26 protein-coding genes are annotated in these 17,586 nt (G+C 62.9%); 11 read left to right on the forward strand and 15 right to left on the reverse strand.

Features of this window, described 5'->3' with window-relative positions:
• Positions 1-116 precede the first annotated feature (116 nt).
• Positions 117-1,979: a M2 family metallopeptidase gene (locus L5876_RS04225; protein ID WP_236954856.1), complete on the reverse strand. Its 1,863-nt coding sequence runs from the start codon at positions 1,977-1,979 to the stop codon at positions 117-119.
• Positions 1,980-2,129: 150 nt separating this feature from the next.
• On the opposite strand from L5876_RS04225, the gene L5876_RS04230 reads away from it, so the two are divergent.
• On the forward strand, positions 2,130-2,375 hold the full coding sequence (locus L5876_RS04230) for a hypothetical protein (RefSeq protein WP_236954857.1): 246 nt from the start codon (positions 2,130-2,132) through the stop codon (positions 2,373-2,375).
• A 16-nt stretch (positions 2,376-2,391) separates the two neighbouring features.
• On the opposite strand, the gene L5876_RS04235 is transcribed toward L5876_RS04230, so the two are convergent.
• Positions 2,392-3,000, reverse strand: a complete 609-nt coding sequence (locus tag L5876_RS04235; protein ID WP_236954858.1) for a hypothetical protein — start codon at positions 2,998-3,000, stop codon at positions 2,392-2,394.
• 171 nt (positions 3,001-3,171) lie between these two features.
• Positions 3,172-3,945 (reverse strand): response regulator, encoded by a 774-nt coding sequence (locus L5876_RS04240; RefSeq protein WP_236954859.1) that lies wholly within the window; start codon positions 3,943-3,945, stop codon positions 3,172-3,174.
• A gap of 186 nt (positions 3,946-4,131) precedes the next feature.
• On the opposite strand from L5876_RS04240, the gene L5876_RS04245 reads away from it, so the two are divergent.
• The 4 genes from L5876_RS04245 to L5876_RS04260 are packed head-to-tail and all read left to right on the forward strand — an operon-like array spanning position 4,132 to position 6,847.
• Positions 4,132-4,338 (forward strand): NepR family anti-sigma factor, encoded by a 207-nt coding sequence (locus L5876_RS04245; RefSeq protein ID WP_272906834.1) that lies wholly within the window; start codon positions 4,132-4,134, stop codon positions 4,336-4,338.
• Complete coding sequence (locus L5876_RS04250) at positions 4,325-4,921, forward strand: sigma-70 family RNA polymerase sigma factor (protein WP_236954860.1); 597 nt, start codon at positions 4,325-4,327, stop codon at positions 4,919-4,921. The genes L5876_RS04245 and L5876_RS04250 overlap by 14 nt, the downstream gene beginning before the upstream one ends.
• Positions 4,914-6,659, forward strand: coding sequence for a histidine kinase dimerization/phosphoacceptor domain -containing protein (locus L5876_RS04255; protein ID WP_236954861.1), 1,746 nt, complete (start codon positions 4,914-4,916; stop codon positions 6,657-6,659). The genes L5876_RS04250 and L5876_RS04255 overlap by 8 nt, the downstream gene beginning before the upstream one ends.
• Positions 6,660-6,718: 59 nt before the next feature.
• Entirely contained in the window at positions 6,719-6,847 is a 129-nt protein-coding gene (locus tag L5876_RS04260; protein ID WP_236954862.1) for an entericidin A/B family lipoprotein, read from the forward strand.
• 76 nt (positions 6,848-6,923) lie between these two features.
• Here the strand turns inward: L5876_RS04260 and L5876_RS04265 are convergent, their stop codons facing one another.
• Both L5876_RS04265 and L5876_RS04270 read right to left on the reverse strand, forming a co-directional pair.
• On the reverse strand, positions 6,924-7,100 hold the full coding sequence (locus L5876_RS04265) for a DUF1328 domain-containing protein (protein WP_236954863.1): 177 nt from the start codon (positions 7,098-7,100) through the stop codon (positions 6,924-6,926).
• 43 nt (positions 7,101-7,143) lie between these two features.
• Complete coding sequence (locus L5876_RS04270) at positions 7,144-7,773, reverse strand: hypothetical protein (protein ID WP_236954864.1); 630 nt, start codon at positions 7,771-7,773, stop codon at positions 7,144-7,146.
• 175 nt (positions 7,774-7,948) lie between these two features.
• On the opposite strand from L5876_RS04270, the gene L5876_RS04275 reads away from it, so the two are divergent.
• Positions 7,949-8,122 (forward strand): DUF1328 domain-containing protein, encoded by a 174-nt coding sequence (locus L5876_RS04275; protein WP_039710920.1) that lies wholly within the window; start codon positions 7,949-7,951, stop codon positions 8,120-8,122.
• Positions 8,123-8,354: 232 nt separating this feature from the next.
• On the opposite strand, the gene L5876_RS04280 is transcribed toward L5876_RS04275, so the two are convergent.
• From L5876_RS04280 to L5876_RS04290, 3 genes are all read right to left on the reverse strand, one after another.
• On the reverse strand, positions 8,355-8,516 hold the full coding sequence (locus L5876_RS04280) for a hypothetical protein (RefSeq protein ID WP_236954865.1): 162 nt from the start codon (positions 8,514-8,516) through the stop codon (positions 8,355-8,357).
• 21 nt (positions 8,517-8,537) lie between these two features.
• Complete coding sequence (locus tag L5876_RS04285) at positions 8,538-8,930, reverse strand: hypothetical protein (protein WP_236954866.1); 393 nt, start codon at positions 8,928-8,930, stop codon at positions 8,538-8,540.
• A gap of 129 nt (positions 8,931-9,059) precedes the next feature.
• Positions 9,060-9,815, reverse strand: coding sequence for a Crp/Fnr family transcriptional regulator (locus L5876_RS04290; protein ID WP_236954867.1), 756 nt, complete (start codon positions 9,813-9,815; stop codon positions 9,060-9,062).
• Between the two features lie 126 nt (positions 9,816-9,941).
• Between L5876_RS04290 and L5876_RS04295 the strand changes: the two genes are divergently transcribed.
• From L5876_RS04295 to L5876_RS04315, 5 genes are all read left to right on the forward strand, one after another.
• Positions 9,942-10,103 (forward strand): hypothetical protein, encoded by a 162-nt coding sequence (locus L5876_RS04295; RefSeq protein ID WP_236954868.1) that lies wholly within the window; start codon positions 9,942-9,944, stop codon positions 10,101-10,103.
• Between the two features lie 41 nt (positions 10,104-10,144).
• Positions 10,145-11,332 (forward strand): glutathione S-transferase family protein, encoded by a 1,188-nt coding sequence (locus tag L5876_RS04300; protein ID WP_236954869.1) that lies wholly within the window; start codon positions 10,145-10,147, stop codon positions 11,330-11,332.
• A 193-nt stretch (positions 11,333-11,525) separates the two neighbouring features.
• On the forward strand, positions 11,526-12,134 hold the full coding sequence (locus L5876_RS04305; RefSeq protein ID WP_236954870.1) for a PRC-barrel domain-containing protein: 609 nt from the start codon (positions 11,526-11,528) through the stop codon (positions 12,132-12,134).
• A 164-nt stretch (positions 12,135-12,298) separates the two neighbouring features.
• Entirely contained in the window at positions 12,299-12,658 is a 360-nt protein-coding gene (locus L5876_RS04310) for a YMGG-like glycine zipper-containing protein (RefSeq protein ID WP_236954871.1), read from the forward strand.
• A gap of 80 nt (positions 12,659-12,738) precedes the next feature.
• On the forward strand, positions 12,739-13,842 hold the full coding sequence (locus tag L5876_RS04315; protein WP_236954872.1) for an OmpA family protein: 1,104 nt from the start codon (positions 12,739-12,741) through the stop codon (positions 13,840-13,842).
• An 80-nt stretch (positions 13,843-13,922) separates the two neighbouring features.
• On the opposite strand, the gene L5876_RS04320 is transcribed toward L5876_RS04315, so the two are convergent.
• The 7 genes from L5876_RS04320 to L5876_RS04350 form a co-directional block, all read right to left on the reverse strand.
• A complete protein-coding gene (locus tag L5876_RS04320; RefSeq protein WP_236954873.1) occupies positions 13,923-14,609 on the reverse strand; it encodes a gamma-glutamyl-gamma-aminobutyrate hydrolase family protein in 687 nt (228 codons plus the stop codon).
• 16 nt (positions 14,610-14,625) lie between these two features.
• Positions 14,626-15,957 (reverse strand): ATP-grasp domain-containing protein, encoded by a 1,332-nt coding sequence (locus L5876_RS04325; RefSeq protein WP_236954874.1) that lies wholly within the window; start codon positions 15,955-15,957, stop codon positions 14,626-14,628.
• Between the two features lie 16 nt (positions 15,958-15,973).
• Complete coding sequence (locus L5876_RS04330; RefSeq protein WP_236954875.1) at positions 15,974-16,318, reverse strand: hypothetical protein; 345 nt, start codon at positions 16,316-16,318, stop codon at positions 15,974-15,976.
• 121 nt (positions 16,319-16,439) lie between these two features.
• Complete coding sequence (locus L5876_RS04335) at positions 16,440-16,802, reverse strand: hypothetical protein (protein WP_236954876.1); 363 nt, start codon at positions 16,800-16,802, stop codon at positions 16,440-16,442.
• A gap of 6 nt (positions 16,803-16,808) precedes the next feature.
• Entirely contained in the window at positions 16,809-17,060 is a 252-nt protein-coding gene (locus L5876_RS04340; protein ID WP_236954877.1) for a YqjD family protein, read from the reverse strand.
• 65 nt (positions 17,061-17,125) lie between these two features.
• Entirely contained in the window at positions 17,126-17,320 is a 195-nt protein-coding gene (locus L5876_RS04345; RefSeq protein WP_236954878.1) for a hypothetical protein, read from the reverse strand.
• A gap of 44 nt (positions 17,321-17,364) precedes the next feature.
• Positions 17,365-17,541 carry a DUF1328 family protein gene (locus L5876_RS04350; RefSeq protein ID WP_039710817.1) on the reverse strand — a complete coding sequence of 59 codons (177 nt, stop codon included), beginning with the start codon at positions 17,539-17,541 and terminating at the stop codon, positions 17,365-17,367.
• Positions 17,542-17,586: the final 45 nt, after the last annotated feature.

The raw sequence follows: 17,586 nt of genomic DNA on the forward strand, positions 1-17,586 counted from the left end.
GGATGCCGTTTGATCCGGTCTATCCCCCGCCGGGCAAGCGCGGCAAGTCCTGCATGCGGGCATGAAAAAGGGCGGCCCGCTGCCGGACCGCCCCGTTTCATACGCCTGTGAAGGGATTACCAGCCGCAGGCGCGGCCTTCGTTCTCTTCTTCCAGATAGGTCATCAGCGGCTGGAAGTAGGCGATGATCGCTGAGCCATCCATCTCGCGGGTGCCCGTGAAGGCCTCCAGCGCATCCGGCCAGGGCTGCGACGCGCCCATTTCCAGCATGGCGTTGAAGCGCTCGCCGACTTCCGCGTTGCCGTAGATCGAGCAGCGGTGCAGCGGGCCTTCCCAGCCAGCCATCTCACAGGCCGCCTGGTGGAACTGGTATTGCAGGATGTGCGCGAGGAAATAGCGCAGATAGGGCACGTTGTTCGGAATGTGATACTTCGCGCCCGGGTCGAAGGCGTTGTCCGGCCGGTCAACCGGCGGGGTCACGCCCTGGATGCGTTCCCGCAGCTCCCACCAGGATTCATTGTACTCGTCAGGCGTGGTCTCGCCGCGGAAGATCTGCCAGCGCCATTGGTCCATCAGATAACCGAAGGGCAGGAAGGCGATCTTGTCGAGCGCCTGCTCGAGCAGGAGGCCCGTGTCGGCGGATTCGTCGGGCACCTGGCTTTCATCCAGAACGCCGATCTGGACCAGATAATCCGGCGTGATCGACAGAGCGATGAAATCGCCGATCGCTTCGTGGAAACCGTCATGCGCGCCGGTCTGGAACAGCGTGTCCTGATGGCGGTAGGCACGCTGATAGTAATTGTGACCCAGCTCGTGGTGCACCGTGCGGAAATCGTCCGCATTGATCGAGATGCACATCTTGATACGGATGTCTTCCTGCGAGTCGAGGTCCCAGGCCGAGGCGTGACAAACGACGTCGCGGTCTTCCGGACGGGTGAAGAGCGAGCGCTCCCAGAACGTGTCCGGCAGTTCCTCGAGCCCGAGCGAGGAAAAGAAGGCTTCGCCGGTTTCAACCATGCGCAGCGCATCGTATTCCTGATCGACCAGAAGCTGCGTCAGGTCATACTGCTCGCCGGCGCCTTCCGGAGCGACGATGTCGTAGAGGCCGCTCCAGCCCTGGGCCCACATGTTTCCGAGGATGTCGGCACGGATCGGACCGGTTTCCGGCTGGACGTCGTCGCCATATTCCTCGTTCAACTCGGCGCGCACATAGCAGTGAAGCTGCTCGTAGAGCGGCGAGACCTGGCCCCACAGGCGCTCGACCTCGGCTTCCATCTCGTCGGCGGGCATGTCGTAGTTCGACAGCCACATCTCGGCGAGATTGTCGAAGCCCAGTTCGCGGGCGCCTTCATTGGTGATTTCGACCATCCGGGCATAGTCGGCCGCCATGGTGTCGGGGTCGATCGCCGCGCGCCAGTCATTCCAGATATTGGCGAGGAATTCCGGGTTGCGCTCGGTGCGCATCAGGACTTCCAGTTCGTTGAGCGGAACTGTCTCGCCATCCACCTCGATCGTGCCGGTGGAATAGGCCGAGCTCATGCGCGTCGTGATCGAGGCGAGCTCCGTCGCGGCGCCATCGCTCGACGGCGCGGGCAGGGTGATGCCGGCGGTCAGCGCCGTCATCTTGCGGCGCAAATCCTCCGGCAGTTCGATATTCGCGAAAGGTGCCGTTCCGTTGGCAAGCCGCACTGCCATCTCGGTGCCTTCGGCCCCGACGCGTTCCACGAGGCGCTCGGTGTCGAAGGTGATGAAGTTCTCATATACCCAGTAAACGCGCGACGCGTATTCGTTGTACTCGGCGAGTTCGGCCTCGGCGTCGCTCAGGAAAGCGCGGGCGTCATCGACGGTCGGCATGTTTTCGGGGGTCGCGGTGGCTTCGGCAGGGGTCGTGCCGGGTTCGCCTTCCGGCGGGGTCTGGGCCCCGGCTGCGGCGGCGGTCATCAGGGCAGCGATCGCTGCGCTGTAGAACCATTTCTGCATAGTCATCCTCCCATTGCGCCGATCGTTCGTATCCCGGCGCGGTGGGCGCAGCTTAGTCCGTGCCGTCTCGAAGTGAAGGGTGGAACCTGCTTCGCATGCAGGCGTTGTCGGCAGGCGTCGATCGCGGCGCTGACCTGACAGGAGCGCATGATGATCGACTTTCTCGGCTGGTTCGCCATGGCGTCCGGCATCATTGCCGCCGTGATGATTTCAGTGGATGCCGGCCGCAAGGTCACCGGCTGGGGATTCGTTGTTTTCACTGCATCATCGCTGAGCTGGATCGTCGTCGGGATCGGGGAGGGCGAGCCGCCCCTGAGCCTGCAGAATGTGGTGCTGACCATCATCAATGTCGTCGGCATCTATCGCTGGCTGATCCGCAAGAAAAAGCCCGCCTGATGCGGCGGGCTTTCGTCTACCAGCGCTGATTGAACACGAAGCCCACAAAGTGGTCCTGCTCGCGCCATTCCGACATTCCCGAATTGAACGAGCGCTCCTGGCGCACATAGCTGACCGACACGAAGCGGTCGGGCGACAGGCGCCAGGCCACACCGCCATAGCCGTCGGCCACGTCCAGCGAATCCGACAGGTTCACCACCGGCTCGCGGAACCCGTTCAGGCCGGGCGCGAGGAACATCGTGCGACGGTCCATACCGGCGACGATGGCCATTGACGGAAACTGGACGTCGGCATTGTCGAACTGGATGGTCACGCCAAGCGAACTGGATTGGCCGGTGCCGTCATTCGGGCGGTCGAGCCGCGAAAACGTCGCCAGCCGTACCGGGGTTTCGAGCGAGTCCCCGGCGAACGCTTCCGGCTCGAACATGTTGAAACGGGGTGCGCAACCGGGAGCATCGTTCAGGGAAAGCGCGGGGGCATAGTCCTGGTCGGCCGTGAGCCCCGATATCTCGGCGACGACACCCGTCAAGCCACCGGTCGAGGCCCGGCATTCGTCCGCTGCGTCAAATCCCGCCGGGGAAGCCGACATTTGCAGGGCGGTCGCGATCAGGGTCAACGCACTCATGGAAGCCTCCAGCCATTCCTTCGAGACGCCGCGGTAGCGCCGCTGCACCTCAATGCTGGATCAACGCCTTGATGTGGCGAGACGTTCCCGCCACTGCCGTCTTCTGGCCGCAAAAAGCAAAACGGGCCGCGTTTCCGCGACCCGCTGCAAATTTATTCCGGGAGGGGCGGCTCAGGCGAAGAAGAGCGCCTGACCGATCGCTGCCTTCACGGCGTCCGGCAGGAAGGGCTTGGTGATCAGATAGGTCGGCTCGGGCCGTTCGCCGGTCAGCAGTCGCTCCGGGAAGGCCGTAATGAAGATCACCGGACAGGTGTGGGATTTCAGGATCTCGTGCACCGCATCGATGCCCGAGGAATTGTCGGCCAGCTGGATGTCCGCCAGCACCAGGCCGGGCTTGGCCGGAATGGCGCGTTCCAGCGCCTCGGTCTTTGTACGCGCCTGACCGGCGACCTCGTGGCCCAGGCTTTCGACGATCCGTCGCAGGTCGGCCGCAATGATCGGTTCGTCCTCGATGATAAAGACATTGGTCTTGAGGACCGCGTCGATTTCCTCGCGCGCCTTGTCGGTCAGCTGATCGACCTCGTCGTCACTGACACCGAGAATCTGCGCGGCTTCCTTGCCGGAGAAATTCTCCATCGCCGTCAGCAGCAGGGCCTGCCGGCTGACCGGAGGCAGTCGGCGGAGGCGGTCTTCCGGACCGGATCCCGCTTCGCCTTCGTCATTGGCCGCATCCAGCGTGGCACCCGCACTGTTCCAGACCGCGTGGAACAGACGGTACAGCGCGACGCGCGCCGGCAGCGATGTATCGAGCGCGCTGCGGTCGGCAATCGCGGCCTCAAGTGCGGCGCGAACATGGGCGTCGCCGCTGTTCTGCGACCCGGTCAGTGCGCGGGCGTAGCGCCGCAGGAAAGGCAGGTGCGGCCCCAGCTCATTCACGAAACTCATGCAGATAGTTCCCCGTTCAAAATCGGTCGTTCCAGCCGGTTTAAACCGTTCAGACGCAAATTGGTTCCCCGCAGTGAAAAATAATCTCACCAGCATGGAACCCGAACGGCTCCCGGCTGTTATAAGCGCTGAAGCAAGCATTCGTGTGCCGGCTGACGGATCCGGCATGCCACTCTGGATACTGTAATGACCAAAAAAGCAGAACCTTCCCAGGCACATCGCGACTCCGCACTCGGCGGGGCCGCTGGCCGTACCGCACAGGACGCGATCGGCCGACGGCTGCGCGAGTTTTACGACGAGGTCGTGAATGAGCCGGTGCCGGACGACTTCATGGACCTTCTGTCCAAGCTCGACCGTGCCGAGGAGGAGGAGAGCGGTGATGAAAGCCGATAGTTCGACTGCGTCGGACGCCGCGGTGTTTCGTCAGGACCTGGCCGGTCTGATCCCCCACCTGCGTGCGTTCGCGCGAAGCCTTTGCAACAATGCCAGCGAAGCCGACGATCTGGCGCAAGAAGCGCTGGTGAAGGCGTGGCAGGCGCGTGACCGGTTCGAGCCAGGCACGAACCTGAAGGCGTGGGTCTTCATGATCCTGCGCAACCATTTCTATTCCGAACGCCGCAAGGCGTGGCGGAAGAACGAGACGAGCGATGACGGTCTGGAGAGCATGGCAACGATGCCGGCCGGACAGGATTCGATCATGGAACTTGCCGATCTAAAGCATGCCATGTCGTCTCTTCCCCCCGAACAGCGCGAAGCGCTAATCCTCGTTGGGGCAGGGGGATTTGCCTATGAGGAGGTCGCCGAAATCTGCGAATGCGCGGTCGGGACGATCAAGAGCCGCGTGAACCGTGCGAGGGCAGCTCTGACGAAACTTCTGTCCGAACGTCCCGCGACAAAGGTCACCGGAACTGACGCCCTGAAGGCTGCCGAGGAGATCATCGCCGAGGCTCATGCGCTGGCGGGGGACCGTGGCTGACACCGAAGCTTCGCGCTTTCGACCGGGGCTTCGCGCGCGACTTCTGGTTCTTGTAGCGCTTGCACTATCGCCGATCTTCGTCCTCGCCGCGATCCAGGCCTGGATCGACGGTCGCAACCAGCAGGAGATTCTCGAGCGGGAACTCGCCGCGTCCGCACGGCTGTTGGCGCATGACCAGGAATTGCTGATCCGGGGGACGGAGGAGTTGATGATCACCATCTCCTCCATTCCCGAAGTCGCCAATCTCGGTGCCGGCTGCAACAATGCGATGGCGCGGATCACCCAACGCAATCGGGCCTACACCAATTTCGCGATCTTTGACCTGGACGGTGAGGTCGTGTGCTCGGCAGCGTCGATGGGCGCACAGACCAATTTTGCAGATACAGACTGGTTTCAGGGCGCGCTTGCCGCACAGGATTTCGTGATCGGCAACTTCCGGATCGGAGTCAGCACAGGCGAGCCGGTTCTTGTAACGGCTTTGCCCTTCTACCAGGAGGGCGAAATAGCCGGCGTCATGGCGACGGGCATTCGCGTTTCGATGATCCAGCAACTCGGCATCCGCCGCGACGACGCGGAGGATGGTCTGATCGCCGGTATCGTGGACCGCAGCGGTACGGTCATCACCGAACGGACCCAGCTGCGGGTCGACAATGTCGACCCGGCCTTTCTTGAGCGGGCCGACCTCGGACAGATCGTGGTCTTCGAACGCGAGAGTGACGACACCGGGGTCAGAACCCTGGCGGTCGCTTCGCTGATCGAAGGTGACATCTACGTCCTTCTGTCCGCGCCCAAGCCGTCGCTCCTGTCCTGGGCGCTGCTCGACGTCTCGAGTACCTTCGTTTTGCCTTTGCTGATGTGGCTACTCGCGCTCATTGCGATCTGGATTGCGACCGATCACCTGATTCTGCGCTGGTTGTCCTATCTGGGGCGGATCGCAAGACTATACGGGCTTGGCCGATACGAGATCGTTCCGGTCCGCGCCGAGCGGGCGCCGCGGGAGATCCGCGAACTGGCCGACAGCTTCCAGTGGATGGCGACGCGAATTGCCGAGCGTGACGAGGACCTCAACGACGCAATCGAGTACAAGCAGACGCTGATCCGGGAAGTGCATCACCGGGTTAAGAACAACCTCCAGATTGTCACGAGCTTGCTGAACCTGCAGCTCGGGAATGTCGCCGATCCCGAGGCCGTCTCAGCGTTGCGTGAGGCCCAGGCGCGCATCAATGCACTCGCCATGGTTCACCGCAATCTTTATGAGGCCGAGGATCTCCGCTTCATCCGGATCGAACCCTTCCTGACGGAATTATGCCGGCTGACGCATGAAGCCGGCCCGGGCCACAAGGGCCCGGTACGCCTCGACTTCCAAAGTTCCCTCAAGGACCGGGTGATCAGTACCGACGAAGCCGTGCCGCTCTCCATGTTCATTACCGAGGCGATGACGAACGCCTACAAGCACGCCTTCCCGGACCGGAACGCCGACAACGTGCTGACCATCAAGCTCGACGAGTTCGAGCGGGGTGACGATGTCTGGATCGAGACGCTGGTGGCCGATAACGGCGTCGGGCTTTCGGAAGCCGAGCGCCGGCAGGGTGTCGGTTCGTCCCTGTTCGAGGCGTTCGCGATCCAGCTCGAGGGCGAATTCGAGATCGATGGCAAGCCGAATGAGGGCGTTCGTATCGCGCTGCGTTTCCCGCTCGAGCACATCGACGCTGGCGCGGAAGAATCTTCCATTTCGTGAAACCAGAACCGGATGACATGCGTTGCTTGCTCGGTAGTTCAAACCGAAAGGCTAGACTCATGAACAAGTTTCTCGCGCTTATCTTCCTGTCCTTCTTCGCGGTGACGGTTGCAGGCTGCAACACCGTCCACGGTGCTGGTGAGGACGTCGAGGACGCCGGTGAAGCCGTCCAGGACGCAGCGGACTGAACGTCCGTCACATCCCATGAAAAAGCCCCGCTCGATCGAGCGGGGCATTTTTTTAAGGGCCGCTTGTATGGCGGCGTCAGACCCTGGGGGCGCCACCGCGGACCAGCCGGACCACGAGCGCGATCACGAACAGGATCAGGAACAGGATGAACAGGATCTGCGCGATACCTGCGAAGGCAGACGCAATACCCCCGAAGCCGAACACGGCGGCAATCAGGGCAAGTACGAAAAACAAAATGGCCCAACTCAGCATGGAAATCTCCTCTCGGGTTTGGGACGGGGTGGAAGGTTGAGGGTCAGATGTCAGCGGAAAGCCGGATCTCGCGTTCCGACGCAACCCAGCGCGCCTGTTCGGCCCGCCAGGTGTGGCGTTCGGTCCGGGTGTTGAACCAGCTGCCGGTTCGCCGGACCGTCACGAGTGCGCGGATTGCGCCACTCTCGTCCGTCTCGACGTCAACCAGACGGCCGAGCGGCGACCCGTCCGCAGAGACCAGTTGCGCACCGGCGAGCACACCTTCTCCGACCCGGTTGACCGGAAGGCCGCCGGTCTGCGCAACGGCACGGGCGTCTTCCATGGCCCAATCGCGCATGACTTCGGCGCGCGCATCAGAAATGAGCGTGTCTGCATCGCGATCGTAGGAAAACCGGTCGACCGATTGCGTGAGGACGAACGGGTCGGCGGTCCAGCCGGCGCGCCAGCGGATTTCAAGCGCTTCAACCTGACCTTCCTGATTCAGGTGGACGCGTTCCACCGACCCGACGGCCCGGCCGTCGACTTCCGTGATGCGGGCTTCGAAATAGGTGTTTCCGTCCAGTCCCCGTGCGGCTTCGAGTGCAGCCTCGTGATGCGGCAGGATGGACGGGGCGGACGCGCCGAACAGCGTCGCGGCGGCGATGGCGGTTCCCGCTTGCCAGATGCGTTGCATGTTCACGACTCCTTCTTGAAGTTCGTGACCGAAACGCTCCGGACACGGTCCGGTTCCAAGGAATGTGTCCACGAGGAGGCGAAGTGACGGCTGTCGTCTGAATGTGGAACCCGGGGGTGATCCGCGGGGTTGAACCGGTGACGGTTACGGACCTGGATCCCTGATGGAGACTGACATGCTGGAACTGATGCTGCTGTTCATCATCATCGCCCTGATCGCCGGGTATTTCGGATTTTTCGCACTGTCCGGCACGGCGGCGTTGGTGGCCCAAATCCTGTTTTTCGTCGCGATCGCATTGATCATCCTGCGCGGCGTCGGCGATGCGATCCGCGGACGCCCCCCGGTGTGAGTCCGTTGGATCGAAACGAAGAAGAAAAAATGCGCATCCGGGTTCGGGTGCGCATTTTTCATTTTACCCAAGCCTCAGAAATTCCTTATGAAATTTCCAATGTAAATTTTCTGCCCGAAGCCGGAACCAAATTTCGTTATCAGGCGTTTTTCTGATGTCCGGCTGGTAGAGCGCCTGTCCCCCCCGTTGGATCCCTCCGTCCTCGCTCTGCCAGCCGGACACTTGATTCCGGTCAGTCCGGTTCCTTTTCCCCGACAGGGTTTTCCGTGAGTGCCCGGCTCAGCCGATCATCCGGCTCGAGCTGGCTGAGAACGGCGTCGCCGAGGCGGCGCATCGCCTCGCGTGTCGCGGAGTGCTTCTTGCTCGCCGCTTCGTCCTTGCGGGTGTCGCTCATCGTTGCATTCAGCCTCAAATTCTATCGCGTCTCGAATAGGTTGCGGTGGGGCAAGGTGCCGCTGAGCCGCGCGATGGCGCGGTTCGCCCTGTCGGCCAGCATGGTCGCGGGCACGTTCGACGTCGCACTGGCCAGGGCCGGATCGAATTCCTCGACCACGATCAGGCATGCGGCGAGCCGCTCGTCATAGGGGAGAGACCAGAAGGCGGGGAGGAGTTGGGGGCCATCGAAGCCGGTGCTTCGGAACAGGGGAATAACATTCAAGGCGCGGGCGTCCTGTTCGAGAGCCGCCGCGGCAGCCGAGAACAGCACCTTGACCACGCCGGGATGATCCCGGGCCTCGCGCAGCGCGACGTGACACCCTTCCACGGCCGTCAGCAGTGCCGCATCCGCCCGGGCGGCGTCGGCGATCATGAGCCGTGCGAACCGCCTGAGGCGGGGAACAAGGCAAAGTGCGAAATCGAGAATGACAATCTCCCGCAAATGATGTTGCGGAAGACTGGCGTGCAAGTTTATTGCGCGCCCTAACCTATGATACCGGCGTCATGCCATTGTACCGCGGCCATCGCTGAAGCGGATCGTTTCCAACGGCTTCGCGTCGAGATGCAGGTAACTGCCATCGAAGCCTGCGATGGAGGCGAGCGATTCCGGATCGAGAATGCGCAGATGGGCGTTGGTTGCGACCAGCCCCATCCGCCGCATGGTCGAGACGGTCCGCGAAACGTGGACGGACGAGAGGCCGACCGCATCGGCGATCAACTGACGGCTCAGGGGCAGGGCGACCGGATCATCCGGATCGGCATTCCCGGTCAGGATCAGACGGCGGCGCAGTTCGAACAGCAGGTGGGAAATCCGTTCGATCGCGTTGCGGCGGCCGACACGCACGATGTGTTCGCGCAGAATGCCCTCTTCCTGGACGGCGGACCACCAGAGAGCCGAACTGAGGGCAGGGTGGGCGGAAACCACGCTGAGGAATTCGGTCGTTGGAATGGACCGCACCTCGCACAGCGTGATCGTCTCGATGCCGTGGTCGGACTTGGAATCGATCATTGCCTGAAGGTCGAAGACGTCGCCCGGCAACAGGAAGTTGATGATCTGGCGACGGCCATCCTCGAGAATACGCTTGCGGATGGCCCAGCCTTTCTGAATCACGTGGATGCGGCGGATCACTTCGCCCTCGGTTATGATCGTCTTGCCGCGCGGCATCTGTTTCAGCACGTGTGACAGGCCGGTCAGCGCCGCTTCGGACGGCCGGGGCAGTTCGACATAATTTTTCAGACGGGCCAGCAGGGCATCCATTGGTCAACTCCTCACGCTAGTCGGGAAAGAAACGCCGAGGTGAAGAGCCGGTTCCCGCGGCTTGAATATTCTCCCGCGGAACGAAATTCCGGTCGCAGCGTTTTGAGGGCCAACAAGGAGGCTGTCATGAACGCTCACAAGTCCAATATCCGCCCGCTTCACCTGGCGGTCGCCGGTCTGGCGATTGCCGTGATCGTGCTCGCTGGTCTGCTCTGGCATGAAAGCCGGACCGAACGCGTCGAATTCTCGTTCGGCGGCCAGTCATTCGAGGTTGAAGCCGAGGGCTAGGCGCCGAACCGGCGCAACTTGCCCGCAAGGGAGACAGACCCATGCGGCACTATCGTCTGATTACATCACCGGAATCGATCGCGAGCCTGAAGATCAGGCTGTACCTGCAATGGCGGAATGTTGCCTTCCGGGAGGTGTTCGCATCGCGCCTGATTCTGAAGAGCGAAATCCTTCCGCGCTTGAAGCGGATCGATATCCCGGTACTGGTCACGCCGTCGAACGAGACGGTGCAGGATACCCGCGCCATGATCGACCATATCGAGGCGCGCGAGCCGGGCGAGGATCTTTACCCCCAGGACGGTCCACTTCGCTTTGCCTGCCGCCTGATGGAGATGTTCACGGACGACTGGCTTTCGCCGACGGCGTCCTTTGCACTTTGGTCGAGTGACAAGCCCGCCGCGGCAAGGGAGTTGGCGGTAACGCTCTATCCCGATCACGAGGACGACATGCTGGACCGCGTTTCGCGCCGTCTGCACGCCCAGGTGCGGGCGCGGCTCGGTCGACAGGGCCTGATCGACAAGACGTGGCCGTCGCGCGCCGCGCGGATCAGCGAACTGGCGGACCTGCTTGAAACGCATTTCGAGTCGTCGCGCTATCTCCTGGGCGGTGCCCCGACAGTCGCGGACTGTGCGCTCGCGGCGCCTGTCCTCTTCCTTTGGAACGAGACTGCGTTCGGAGCCGAACTGCTCTCGCGTAAGCCCAATCTGTCGCGCTGGATGCATGCGATGAACGGGGGAGGCCTGCGGCCGGCTGCCGGAACTGCGACCGGTAACGCCCCGGCGACCCTCATGCCGATACTGCGATTTGCCGCCGAACAGTCGCTGCCTCACGCCCTGGGCGCGGCGGAAGCTGTTGCGGACTGGGCCGGATCGCATCCCGGCATGATCAACCTGCCACGTTCGGTAGGGAATTCCGCGGCGAAACAGGACCCGGAGCGGGTGTCGCGTGAATTCGCGCCGTCGACCGCGTGGATGCTGCAGCGGCTGCTGGATGCTTTGGCTGATGCCGGAGACGACGCCTTCGATATGGTCGATGCCAGCGGGTGTTCGATGCTCGAACGCTATCGTCCGCGCCGGACCCTGCGGCATGAACATCACCGCTTCCGGCTGAACATCGATGCGGATCCGGATGACGAGCCCATCGACATTCACACGCTTGCCGAACCCTTGCTCAAGGCGCGCAAACGCGCCGTCGAAACCCGCGATCTCGAGCGCCTGGTGCTCGGCTAGACGGATTGAAATTTGACGCATTCGAGATGGCGGCGCCCGATTGCCGCCATTTTCTTTTAGCTGCTGAAAAAACTAAGGAAATTGTATTTCAAACAACTGCAACTGGCTGGAACCACCTGCGGTTTCCCGCGTTCCCTTCCTGAATGCCGATGCATTCCGGATGGAGATCCCGAACGCAGATGGAGACACTGCCATGAAACGCTTTCTGATTGCCACGTCGATGCTGGCCCTCACCACGGCCCCGGCCTTTGCCGATGACCCGCAGGTCACGCCGGAAGACAACCAGACCCCGCCGGTCACCAGCGACATGCCCGAAACGACCGATCCGATCCTCGACGATCCGATGATCGATGACGAGGACGCGGCGTATGACGAACTCGACACCGACGAGTCCTGGGACGAAGCCGAGCTTCAGAACGGCTTCACCGATGACCATGACTGGATCGACACTGAAGTGTTCGGTTCGGCCGGTGCGGAACTGGGTACGGTTGAGCGTGTCCGCCTGTCCGAGGCCGGTGAAGTCGAGGCGATCGTCATCGAAACCGGCGGCATCGCCGAAGTCGGTGGCCGCGAGGTCCTGATCGAGAACGGCGAGTTCGAACTCGTTTCGAACCTGGAAGGCGAGAACTCGATCAACCTGTTGGTCGATGCCGAAGGTTTCGCCGCACTTCCGGACTTCGATGAAGACCGCGCGTCCGATTATCCGCTGAGCGACGATGATGCGTTCGACGGCATGGACGAAGACGAGAACGATGACGTCGACACGCTCGACGACGAGGAGATCGCGGATCCGTCGCGCTGATTGACGCTGATCCGATACCTGCAGAAGCGGCGCGGTTTCCGCGTCGCTTCTTCCTTTCCCGTCCCGATCCTGCCGCGCGAATATGGTCCGTCAGCAAATCGACACGGAACACTCTGCGGCGGCAAGCGTTTGATCGGGGCGAACGACCTGAAGGAGTAAATCCCATGCGACGCTTCCTGCTTATTGCGAGCCTGGCCCCGGCAATGGCGCTGACGGCCTGTGCGGGCTACGAAAACACCACGCGTGATGCCGTTGTCGGCGGTGCCCTGGGCGCTGCGGCCGGTGCCGCCATCGGCAACAATACGGGTTCCGGCGATGCCGCGACCGGTGCGGCCATCGGCGCAGCCGTTGGTGCCGCCGGTGGTGCCGCGGTCGGCTGTCAGCGTGACGGCGTCTGCCCGTGGAGCCAGAACAACAACCGTCATTCCGAGCTGTATTACGACAGCCGGGCCAACCGGTACTACTACGTGAACAATGGCGACGGTTGCACCTACTGGCGCAATGGCGAATTCCGCGGCTGCTAGGCCCGGAAATCCGGACAAATAACCAAACACCATACGCGTCCTGCCGGCTTTCCGGCGGGGCGCGCCCATGGAGGGGATCAATGAAAAAGAACCTGATGACAGCCGCCGCGATCGGTCTGGCCCTGTCCATCCCGGCTTTCTCGACGGCTCACGCCGATGAGGGCTGGTATGGCAGCCTGTCCGTTGGCTATGGCGGCCCGAGCGACGCCGACGTCAATCTCGCCGGCACACCGGATCGCGAGATCCAGGGTGAAGCCAACTGGCGCGAGGCGCTGGCCTTTGGCTATTCCTACGACAATGGATGGCGTTGGGAAATCGAAGGCTCCCATCGCTACAACGAAACCGGCGCGATCGGCGCCTACGAGGACTCGGCCAGTGACTTCCATATCTGGTCGGCCATGTTCAACGCCTATTACGACTTCAACCGCGATGGCTGGATCCAGCCCTATCTCGGTGCAGGTGCCGGTTACGGCCAGGTCAGCGGCTCGCTGGCGGGCTGGACCACCGGGTCGCGTCCGGTTCCCAATGCCGGACCGGCCGATACTCGCTATGTCGTGGCGCGTGACGATGACGGCACCTTCGTCTGGAACCTGATTGCCGGCGTTGGCTGGGCGATGGGCGACAACTGGTATTTCGATACGCAGTACCGCTATTTCGCGACGGGCGAGACCCAGTTCCAGAACACTGATGTCAGTTCTCTGAACGGTCACGAAGTGTGGCTTGGTCTGCGGTATGTGTTCGCGGCTCCGCCGCCCCCGCCGCCGCCTCCGCCTCCTCCGCCGCCGCCCCCTCCGCCGCCTCCGCCGCCGCCACCTCCGCCTCCGCCGCCCCCGGCGCCGGAATGCGATGATGTCGGCTTCGTCGTTTACTTCGAGTGGGACCGCTCGAACCTGACCGACCAGGCGCGCACGGTGATCAACCAGGCCGTGGAGCAGGCGCGCACTTGCGGCGTCGCGAGCGTCCAGATCGACGGTCACGCCGACCGTTCGGGTGCCGCGTCCTACAATGTCGGCCTCTCGGAACGCCGCGCCCGCGCGGTTCGTGACGAGATGGTGCGCCTTGGCGTGCCGGCCGGCGGCATCTCCCTGCAGGCCTTCGGGGAAACCCGTCCTGCCGTCGAGACGCCGGATGGCGCGCGTGAGCCGCTCAACCGCCGCGCCGAGGTCCTCATCGACCTGCGCTAGGCGATCAATCGCTCAAGCGATGAAATGGAACGGCCCGGGGTTCGCCCCGGGCCGTTTTGTTTGCGTCTTTGAACACACGGTCAGCGGCAAGCTGACACGAAGGCCCGGAACAGGGCGCGCATGTCGGACCGGTAGATCATCAGTTCGGGGTGGAATTGTACGCCCATGACGAAGCGGTCGCCGTCGGCCTCGATGGCCTGGATGCCGCCATGGGATTCCCGCGCCGTGACATGCAGCGCGTCTCCCGGTTCGCGGACGGCGCGCCGGTGCAGGGAATTGACCATCAGCCTGGTCCCACCCGTGATGGCGGCGAGGCGCGAGTCCGGCGCCAGATCGATCGGCTTGCGATAGAGCGCGTAGCCGACCGGACCCGATGGATAGGTCTTCACGACGTCCGGGTCGATGGATTGCACGAGATCGCCGCCGCGCGAAACATTCAGCAGCTGGCAGCCCCGGCAGATCGCCAGGATCGGCATTTCGGTCTCCCAGGCCTGGCGGGCCCACGCCATTTCGAGCGCATCGCGCGCGTCGTCATATCGGCTCGCCGGGTCGACCTTGCCTTCATATAGATGCGGATTGAGGTCGAGGCCGCCGCTAAGCAGCAGCCCGTCGAAATCTCCGGGGGCGTGGGGAAGGGCAGGTGTGACCTTGACGGGTTCCCCTCCCGCCAGGCGGACAGACAGCGCAAGGGACAGGAAGACGAGCCAGTCGCGGCCGTCGGGCTTGGTGATGCCAATCCGGGGTTTTTGCCGTTGCCGGCCTGCCAATGCCTACAATCCTCAATCAGCCATTCTTCAGTTCGGGCGGCAATTTTCCGTGCCGGATCAGCGAACTGGCGACGAACAAGGCCCCCAATGCTGCACCCGGATCCTCTGGCGGTATGAAGTCCACCGCGGATTCCTCGCCCTGTTTGTGCGCCTCCATGACGGATTTGACCAGATGGGCCAATGCCGGCGCATCGAAGGTCGCCTTCGCGAGGTCGGTCAGCTTGTCAAAGGTGTTGCGATCATCGTCCGTGCCATGGGTGAGGTTTTCCCAGGCCTGGTGCAGGCGTTGGGGATAGTCCTCATGCGCAGCAGCATCCTGCGCGGCCGCGAGGAACCAGAAGAAGGGAACTTTCGATTTCCGGCCGATCTCGGCTTTGCGCGGCTCGTCGCACCGGCCTTCGGTCGCGAGCTGGTACCAGAGCCACGGATATTCGATGCCGCTGGCGATCGAGTGGAACAGGCCCGCCCAGAAGCGCGCATTGACCTCGATCAGACAGGGTCGGTCTTCCGGTTCGCCCGTCCAGCGATAGTCGATCTCGCACACGCCGTTCCATTCGAGAGATTTCATCAGCGGACGGGCTTCCTTCAGAAACAGTTCGTCGTCGACGGTCTCGCGAAGCACGCCGGCTCCGGTGCCCTTCGGATAGGACTGCAGGTTCCGGTAGGCCATGTGCGCAACGATTTCGCCATCATGGCACAGGACGCAGAAGCAATAGTCCTCGCCCTCGACGAACTCCTGCAGGATGGGAAGCGGTTCGTCCTCCGGATGGTCATCGAGATGGGCTTTGAGCGACTCCAGGTCGTCGTGCCGCTCGATGCCGCGGCCTCCGACCCCTTCGGCCGGCTTGGTCAGTGCGGGCAGGGGGATGGACCGGATCGCCTCTTCGCGGTCAGGGTGTCCCTCGAGCTTCACAGCACGGGGCGCGCGAACGCCGGCGCGTTCCGCGGTCTCGATCAGCTGGTCCTTGGGTTCGACCCCGGAGATCGCCTCCCAGGGCGGCGCAGCGACCGTGATCACCCCGCGGAAGCGGTGGGCATTGCGCGCAATCAGCTTGGTTTCCCGGAAGACCGGCATCAGGACGTAGGGGCGGTCGTCCGCCGGCGCGTGCTTCTCTGCAATGGCGACCAGGTCGTCGATGAACCCCTCGGGATCTTCGTCGAAGTCCCGGTGCACCGCATAGTCGCTGCAGTAGCGGGAATGCTGGGTCACGGTCAGGTCGATGGAGTCGCAGCCGATGACTTCAAGACCGCGGTCGTTGAGGACCTGGGCGGCCGCGAGGCTCATGAGGCTGCGGCCATAGGTCAGGATGACCCGGCCGTGCGGTTGGCTGGAAGTGTCTTCGTTCATTTGGATCATTCCGAAATCAGGCGCGGACAGGAGCCGCGATCAGACGGGGACGTTCGGGCAGTGTCGAGTGCAGCACGCGGGCAAGGCAGGACGGGCTGAAGCGTTCCGCGAGACACAGCGTCCGGTCGACCGGCGCGAAACGCGTCCGCAGGTCGCGGACGACACGAGCAACAGTGGGGCTGGCACTGATGAGGGTGACCAGGCCGGTCGCCATCAGAAAGGCACCGAAAGGCAGCGGCGTCACCGCGATCGTCACACCCAGAATGGTCAGGAGACCGCCTGCCGCAATCGCCATGATGCGGGCGGCTTCCTTAAGCCAGCTTGCGCCTGTGACGCGCGTATATGCCGAGCGGTGCTTCATGACATTCAAACGCCTGGCGCGAACGGCCAGTTCCCGATTCGCGGCGTGAGTCGCGCCTGTGTGGCACAAAAAACACCCCGCCGGAGCGGGGTGTTCCGATGCAATGCGATGGCGGCACAGGTCAGAGAAAGCGCCTTATGGCCATCATGGCCAGACCCGGATGGCGGGCCAGCAAGGCGCCCAGCCCGACCATGACGCTGATGCTTTCGAACGGACGCCGTGTGATCGCAGCTTCCGCGATCGCCAGGAGGCCGCCCGACTGAGCCGGGGCAGGCTCCTCGTCCTTTGGCGGCTCTGCCTTCTTGAGGAGGAGCGCGACGAGGGCGGATAGCGACGCGATCAGCAGAAAGGCGATCGCGACGATCATGCTCGCAAAACTCGTCCCCCAATTGGCATCAAGCCAGGTCCAGAGGGCGTGCGTCCCGAAGATGATCGCCACGATCGGTCCGATCAGCGCGATGACGATGAGTAGTCCTCGCATCATTCCGGCCTATCGGCGCAGCATGAGGGCTCCGAGAAAGCCCGCGCCGAGCGCGATGCCGCACGCGGCAAACGGGTTTTCGCGGATCATTTCACGGGTCCGGTCTTCGGTCTTTTCGACCTGCTGACCCGCCTTCTTCGCGAGTTTCTTCGTGGAGTCGACACCATGTTCGACTTCCGACTCGGCCAGCTGGGCAAGATCCTGAACCAGCTTGTTCACGTCCTTGCGCAGCGCGGTGAGATCCTTCTGGATATCAGCCATTTCGGTTTCCTCCGATTTCTTGCTGGCAGCGGGTTGGCGCGCCATCTCGTCTCTCCATCAGTCGCTTACTGGCGGCCCGGATCTTCGTCCGTGGCATCATCGACATTCTCGCCGGCTTCCTCGAACGTATCGGTGTCTTCGCCGGTGACTTCCTCGACGGCATCATCGACATCTTCGCCGGCATTTTCGGCCGGGCCGTCATTGCAGGCCGTCAACAACACGGCGGACAGAATGGTGGCTGTGAGCGAAAGGTATTTCATCGGGATTTCTCCTCAGAGTTTAAGGTCTGGGTGTCGGTTCCGGATCAGACGCGCGGACCGCGGCCACGCAGGGCACCGCCCAGCGCCGCGACGATCGCGATGATCAGGAAGATGAAGAAGATGATCTTGGCGATACCGGCCGCGCTGGCGGCAATTCCGCCGAAGCCGAACACGGCAGCGACCAGGGCGATCACCAGAAAAATAAGGGCCCAACGGAGCATTCCATTCTCCTATGATCTGACCGGACGGAAGTATCCGGCGTCGGG

The sequence above is a fragment of the Hyphobacterium sp. SN044 genome (assembly GCF_021864465.1).
In the GTDB taxonomy this organism is placed as follows: Bacteria; Pseudomonadota; Alphaproteobacteria; order Caulobacterales; family Maricaulaceae; genus Hyphobacterium.

Bases quoted from the DNA above. Each gene is read 5' to 3' on its own strand.
- L5876_RS04250 (WP_236954860.1), top strand. From the start codon at position 4,325: ATGAAAGCCGATAGTTCGACTGCGTCGGACGCCGCGGTGTTTCGTCAG.
- L5876_RS04260 (WP_236954862.1), top strand. From the start codon at position 6,719: ATGAACAAGTTTCTCGCGCTTATCTTCCTGTCCTTCTTCGCGGTGACG.
- L5876_RS04270 (WP_236954864.1), bottom strand. From the start codon at position 7,773: ATGCAACGCATCTGGCAAGCGGGAACCGCCATCGCCGCCGCGACGCTG.
- L5876_RS04290 (WP_236954867.1), bottom strand. From the start codon at position 9,815: ATGGATGCCCTGCTGGCCCGTCTGAAAAATTATGTCGAACTGCCCCGG.
- L5876_RS04240 (WP_236954859.1), bottom strand. From the start codon at position 3,945: ATGAGTTTCGTGAATGAGCTGGGGCCGCACCTGCCTTTCCTGCGGCGC.
- L5876_RS04275 (WP_039710920.1), top strand. From the start codon at position 7,949: ATGCTGGAACTGATGCTGCTGTTCATCATCATCGCCCTGATCGCCGGG.
- L5876_RS04335 (WP_236954876.1), bottom strand. From the start codon at position 16,802: ATGATGCGAGGACTACTCATCGTCATCGCGCTGATCGGACCGATCGTG.
- L5876_RS04330 (WP_236954875.1), bottom strand. From the start codon at position 16,318: ATGAAGCACCGCTCGGCATATACGCGCGTCACAGGCGCAAGCTGGCTT.
- L5876_RS04325 (WP_236954874.1), bottom strand. From the start codon at position 15,957: ATGAACGAAGACACTTCCAGCCAACCGCACGGCCGGGTCATCCTGACC.
- L5876_RS04265 (WP_236954863.1), bottom strand. From the start codon at position 7,100: ATGCTGAGTTGGGCCATTTTGTTTTTCGTACTTGCCCTGATTGCCGCC.
- L5876_RS04350 (WP_039710817.1), bottom strand. From the start codon at position 17,541: ATGCTCCGTTGGGCCCTTATTTTTCTGGTGATCGCCCTGGTCGCTGCC.
- L5876_RS04295 (WP_236954868.1), top strand. From the start codon at position 9,942: ATGAACGCTCACAAGTCCAATATCCGCCCGCTTCACCTGGCGGTCGCC.
- L5876_RS04280 (WP_236954865.1), bottom strand. From the start codon at position 8,516: ATGAGCGACACCCGCAAGGACGAAGCGGCGAGCAAGAAGCACTCCGCG.
- L5876_RS04305 (WP_236954870.1), top strand. From the start codon at position 11,526: ATGAAACGCTTTCTGATTGCCACGTCGATGCTGGCCCTCACCACGGCC.
- L5876_RS04245 (WP_272906834.1), top strand. From the start codon at position 4,132: ATGACCAAAAAAGCAGAACCTTCCCAGGCACATCGCGACTCCGCACTC.
- L5876_RS04315 (WP_236954872.1), top strand. From the start codon at position 12,739: ATGAAAAAGAACCTGATGACAGCCGCCGCGATCGGTCTGGCCCTGTCC.
- L5876_RS04230 (WP_236954857.1), top strand. From the start codon at position 2,130: ATGATCGACTTTCTCGGCTGGTTCGCCATGGCGTCCGGCATCATTGCC.
- L5876_RS04235 (WP_236954858.1), bottom strand. From the start codon at position 3,000: ATGAGTGCGTTGACCCTGATCGCGACCGCCCTGCAAATGTCGGCTTCC.
- L5876_RS04310 (WP_236954871.1), top strand. From the start codon at position 12,299: ATGCGACGCTTCCTGCTTATTGCGAGCCTGGCCCCGGCAATGGCGCTG.
- L5876_RS04300 (WP_236954869.1), top strand. From the start codon at position 10,145: ATGCGGCACTATCGTCTGATTACATCACCGGAATCGATCGCGAGCCTG.
- L5876_RS04340 (WP_236954877.1), bottom strand. From the start codon at position 17,060: ATGGCTGATATCCAGAAGGATCTCACCGCGCTGCGCAAGGACGTGAAC.
- L5876_RS04285 (WP_236954866.1), bottom strand. From the start codon at position 8,930: ATGATCGCCGACGCCGCCCGGGCGGATGCGGCACTGCTGACGGCCGTG.
- L5876_RS04345 (WP_236954878.1), bottom strand. From the start codon at position 17,320: ATGAAATACCTTTCGCTCACAGCCACCATTCTGTCCGCCGTGTTGTTG.
- L5876_RS04225 (WP_236954856.1), bottom strand. From the start codon at position 1,979: ATGCAGAAATGGTTCTACAGCGCAGCGATCGCTGCCCTGATGACCGCC.